Raw genomic sequence first — 4,707 nt, 5'->3', positions numbered from 1 at the left:
CCGCGTGCCCTGGTTGATGGCGCGTTTGGCGTCCAGTTCCGCAGCCACGTCGGCACCGCCGATCACATGGGCGGTGATTCCGCGTTCTTCCAGCTGATCTGCCAGCGACCGCTCGGACACCTGGCCCGCGCACAGCACGATGGTATCGGCCGGCACCAGCGTCGGGTTCTCCCGGGCCTCGCCGAAGCTCACGTGCAGGCCTTCTTCGTCGATTTTCTCGTAGTTCACGCCGCCCAGGAACTCGACGTCCTTCATCTTGAGCGTGGCGCGGTGGATCCAGCCGGTGGTCTTGCCGAGGCGTTTGCCGTGGCGTTCGGCCTTGCGCTGCAGGAGTGTCACTTGACGGGCAGGGGCGGCGGGTTGCGGACCCTCGGGGGCAAGGCCCGCGCGATGCTCAGCGGGGTCGGCGACGCCCCATTCCTTCATCCAGGCGGGCAGATCGGTGGCGGGGCTGTGGCCCTCTTCCAGGAGGAACTCGGAGACGTCAAAACCGATGCCGCCGGCGCCGATCACGGCGACCTTTTGGCCGACCGGCTTCTTGTGGCGCAGCACGTCAATATAGCTCAGCACATTGTCCCGGTCCTGGCCCGGGATGGCCGGATCGCGCGGCAGGACGCCGGTGGCAATTACCACCTCGTCGAAACCGGTCAGATCATCCGCCGAAACCTCACGGCCCAGTTCCAGCGTGACGCCTGCATCAGCAACCATCACCCGGTACCAGTCCACCAGGCCCCAAAATTCTTCCTTGCCCGGCACCTGTTTGGCCATGTTGAGCTGGCCGCCGATCTCTTCAGACTTGTCGAACAAGGTGACTTTGTGCCCCCGTTGCGCCGCTGTCACTGCGGTGGACAGACCGGCGGGACCAGCGCCGACGATGGCCACCGTTTTGGCGGCCGCGGCCGGTTCGATCACCAGCTCGGTCTCGTGGCAGGCGCGCGGGTTGACCAGGCAGGAGGTCAGCTTGCCGCTGAATGTATGGTCAAGGCAGGCCTGGTTGCAGGCGATGCAGGGGGCGATCTGGTCCGCATGCCCTGCTTCGGCCTTGGCGACGAAATCCGCATCCGCCAGCATCGGCCGCGCCATCGACACCATGTCGGCGCAGCCGTCCGCCAGCACCTCTTCCGCCACGTCCGGCGTGTTAATCCGGTTCGATGTGATCACCGGAATGCCGACCTTGCCCATCAGCTTCTTTGTGACCCAGGCAAAGGCCGCCCGCGGAACGCTGGTCGCGATGGTCGGGATGCGCGCCTCGTGCCAGCCGATGCCGGTGTTGAGGATTGTGGCGCCGGCCTTTTCGATCTCCTGCGCCAGCTGCACGACTTCCTCGTGGGTGGAGCCGTTGGGCACCAGGTCGATCATCGACAGGCGGTAGATGATGATGAAATCGCGGCCCACGGCCTCGCGGGTGCGGCGCACCACTTCGATGGGCAGGCGCATGCGGTTTTCGTACGACCCGCCCCAGCGGTCCTCGCGCTTGTTGGTATGGGTGACCAGGAACTGGTTGAGGAAGTAGCCCTCGCTCCCCATGATCTCGACCCCGTCATAGCCGGCTTCCTGTGCCAGCTGCGCGGCGTTCACGATGTCAGCGATCTGCTTCTCGATGCCTGCCTCGTCCAGCTCCTGCGGCGGGAAGGGGGAGATCGGCGATTTCACCGGGCTGGGGGCGACGCATTTGGGGCCATAGGCATAGCGGCCCGCGTGCAGGATCTGCATTGCGATCTTGCCGCCGGCCTCGTGGACGCGTTTGGTCACCACGGAATGATTGGCGACGTCCTTGGCGCTGGTCATCATCGCGGCACCGGGCAGGACCGAGCCTTCGAGGTTGGGGCCGATGCCGCCGGTCACCATCAAGGAGACACCGCCGCGGGCGCGGGCGGCATAGAACTCGGCCACCCGGTTCCAGTCGCCGGTTTCCTCCAGCCCGGTGTGCATGGAGCCCATCAGCACGCGGTTCTTGAGCTGGGTGAAGCCGAGATCCAGCGGGGCAAGCAGATTGGGGTACGCAGTCATCTAAAACTCTCCCTGGCAGTTACCGCTAGGATCGCCCCGCGAAGGCCGGCTTGTCACGTGTAAACGCCGCGTCACCCTCTTGCGTGCCCCGGCGGCAAGCGGTCTAAGGTTCAGGGAAACGCATTTCGAGGAGAGCCGGATGACGCCGGAAGAGATTGCCAAGCTGCCCTATCGCCCCAACGTAGGCGTGATGCTGATCAACGCAGAGGGCGCGGTGTTCGTTGGGCAGCGCAAGGACCGGTACAAGGACGCCTGGCAAATGCCGCAGGGCGGGATCGACAAGGGCGAGGACCCGCGGATCGCGGCCCTGCGCGAGCTGGAGGAAGAAACCGGCGTGGGGCCGGAGCTGGTGGAGATCATCGCAGAGAGCGATGGCTGGCTGCCTTATGACCTGCCGCATGACGTGGTGCCCGGTTTCTGGGGCGGCAAATACCGCGGGCAGGAGCAGAAGTGGTATCTGATGCGGTTCCTGGGAACGGATGAGCAAGTGAACATCGAAACCGACCACCCGGAATTCTCTGCCTGGTGCTGGCAGCCGGTCGATAGCCTGGTGGAGAAGATCGTGCCCTTCAAGCGTGAGGTCTATGCGCGGGTGGTGGAAGAGTTCCAGGAGTTTTTGTGAGATGCATTTCCCGCGGTTCTTGTACGGATGTTTCGCCCGGCCGGCAGGCCGGGCAGCGCCTGACCTTCACAATGGGAAGGCGCATTGCACCTTCCTAAGGTCAGGCGCTGCCCTAGGCGTATTCGCCGCAGCCTTGTTGCCGGTAATGTCTGTAACTCCCGCCGCGGCCCTCAGCTGCCTGCCTTGGGGGCCTGCGGACGCCTATTTGCAAGCTGCTGCATCAGAGAGCGCCTATAATGTCATCGCGGGCGAACTGCGGTTCGACGAAAGCCTGCTGCCGCAATCGCATTCGGACAATCCCAATGAGACCCCGCCGCTGACCAGGATCCCGGCACAGATTTCGGGCAAGATGCTGGAGGGCAAGTATTTCTCAGGGCGGGTCAATGTGCCGGCGATGCTGGAGGTGGAATGCCTTGGCCCCTGGTGCGGCGGGATGAAGTCCGGTGCGGATTATGTGTTCTTCGCCGAACAGCGCGGGCAGGAACTGGTGATCCGGGCGGGTGCTTGCGGCGGTTTCGCATTTGGCGATACGCCTGAGGTCCGGCGGCAGGTGCTGGAGTGCCACCGCGGCGGGGCCTGTGAGCCTGCGATGCCGCGGTGACGGGAGTTACTCTGCCGGCGCTGTGGCGCGATTCGCGCGCCGCTGCAGCCGGGCTTGGCCGAGCCACAGGCTGAACAGGGCCAGCAGCGCGCCCAGCATCTGGTTGGGCGTCAGCGTCTCTCCCAGCAGCAGCCAGCCCAGGATCACTGCCGACAGCGGGCTCAGCACGCCCAGCAGCGAAACCTGCGAGGGTTCGATCCGGGCGAGACCCCGGAACCACAGGATATAGGTCAGCGCCCCGCCGATCAGACTCATATAGGCGAGCCCTGCGATATTGGCGGCGGTGAAGACAGGCAGCTCCGGCACCGTCCAAAGCGCAATGGGGACCAGCAGCAAACCGCCCGCGGTGAGCTGCCAAGCGGTGAAGGTGAGCGGCGGCACCGGCGGCTGCCATTTTCGCGTCAGAACCACGCCTGCCGCCATCGACGCCGCTCCGCCCAGACCCGCCAGCACGCCCAGCGTATCAAGCTTGGCGGCAGGCGTCAGAACCAGCAGGGCCACGCCCGCAATGCTGAGCACAGAAGCAGCGACGGCGGCGGCGCGGATCTGCGTTTTCAGTAACAGGGCCGACAGAAACACCACGATCAGGGGCTGCACCGCACCCAGGGTGGCGGCGACTCCGCCCGGCAGGCGGTAGGCGGAGACGAACAGCAGCACCCAGAACAGCGAGAAGTTCAGCGCGCCCAGCACCATAAGGCGCGGCAGCCAATTCAGCGGCGGCAGCTGGCGCACCAGCACCAGCAGCAGCAACCCGGCAGGCAGCGCCCGCAGCAGGGCCACCACAAGCGGCGAATGGCCAGGCAGCAGGGACGTCGTCACGATATAGCTGCTGCCCCAGATGGCAGGGGCCAGCGCCGTCAGCAGAAGGGTGCGGATGGGCATGTGTCTCTCCTTATCTTGATGTCGAGATAATGGTTTTTATCTTGACGTCAAGATGTAAAGGCTTAAACCGGTAGCCATGGATCATGTGGATTTTATCACCCAGCAATGGGGGCAAGAGCGGCCGGACCTGGACGTCACGGCCATGGGCGTTATCGGCCGGGTGGCGCGGCTGTACCTGGCTTACCAGCGCGAGATGCATAAGACTTTTGCCGAATTCGGGCTGAATGCGGCCAAGTTCGATGTGCTGGCCACATTGCGCCGGTCGGGTGCGCCCTACACGCTGTCGCCGGGTGAACTGCTGAAGGCGACGATGGTGGCTTCCGGCACCATGACCAACCGGATCGACCGGCTGGAGGCGGACGGGCTGGTCAAGCGGGACGTGAACCCGGAGGACAGCCGCAGTTTCCTGGTCGGCTTGACGGAGGAGGGGTTTGCGCTGATCGACCGGGCGGTGACAGCACATGTGCAGACCCAGAAACGGCTTCTGGCAGGGCTGAGCGCTGCGGAGGTGGAAGCGTTGACCGGGCTTTTGAGCAAGGCCCAGGCAGCAGCTGATCGGTCTGAAACAAAGCATTCCGGCTGAACCGGCGAA

5 protein-coding genes are annotated in these 4,707 nt (G+C 64.8%); 3 read left to right on the top strand and 2 right to left on the bottom strand.

Translation table 11 applies throughout. The features are described from left to right. Positions 1-2,010: FAD-dependent oxidoreductase (locus tag ACTRWG_RS22655; RefSeq protein ID WP_462829977.1), on the bottom strand; the 2,010-nt coding region annotated here is incomplete at its 3' end. A 139-nt stretch (positions 2,011-2,149) separates the two neighbouring features. Here ACTRWG_RS22655 and ACTRWG_RS22650 point away from each other — a divergent pair. Beyond that, on the top strand, positions 2,150-2,632 hold the full coding sequence (locus ACTRWG_RS22650) for an RNA pyrophosphohydrolase (protein ID WP_027235398.1): 483 nt from the start codon (positions 2,150-2,152) through the stop codon (positions 2,630-2,632). A gap of 145 nt (positions 2,633-2,777) precedes the next feature. After that, complete coding sequence (locus ACTRWG_RS22645; RefSeq protein ID WP_245597353.1) at positions 2,778-3,233, top strand: hypothetical protein; 456 nt, start codon at positions 2,778-2,780, stop codon at positions 3,231-3,233. Between the two features lie 6 nt (positions 3,234-3,239). On the opposite strand, the gene ACTRWG_RS22640 is transcribed toward ACTRWG_RS22645, so the two are convergent. After that, positions 3,240-4,115: an EamA family transporter gene (locus ACTRWG_RS22640; RefSeq protein WP_027235397.1), complete on the bottom strand. Its 876-nt coding sequence runs from the start codon at positions 4,113-4,115 to the stop codon at positions 3,240-3,242. A gap of 76 nt (positions 4,116-4,191) precedes the next feature. Between ACTRWG_RS22640 and ACTRWG_RS22635 the strand changes: the two genes are divergently transcribed. Beyond that, on the top strand, positions 4,192-4,698 hold the full coding sequence (locus tag ACTRWG_RS22635) for a MarR family winged helix-turn-helix transcriptional regulator (protein ID WP_027235396.1): 507 nt from the start codon (positions 4,192-4,194) through the stop codon (positions 4,696-4,698). Positions 4,699-4,707: the final 9 nt, after the last annotated feature.

The organism is Leisingera sp. G5_S3_59_S7, assembly GCF_054968485.1.
Note: the sequence above shows the minus strand (reverse complement) of the source record. Positions and strands in the feature narration are given on the sequence as shown.

What these genes read in the sequence shown, in the direction of transcription:
- ACTRWG_RS22650 (WP_027235398.1), top strand. Translation starts at nt 2,150, where the DNA reads ATGACGCCGGAAGAGATTGCCAAGCTGCCCTATCGCCCCAACGTAGGC.
- ACTRWG_RS22645 (WP_245597353.1), top strand. Translation starts at nt 2,778, where the DNA reads ATGTCTGTAACTCCCGCCGCGGCCCTCAGCTGCCTGCCTTGGGGGCCT.
- ACTRWG_RS22640 (WP_027235397.1), bottom strand. Translation starts at nt 4,115, where the DNA reads ATGCCCATCCGCACCCTTCTGCTGACGGCGCTGGCCCCTGCCATCTGG.
- ACTRWG_RS22635 (WP_027235396.1), top strand. Translation starts at nt 4,192, where the DNA reads ATGGATCATGTGGATTTTATCACCCAGCAATGGGGGCAAGAGCGGCCG.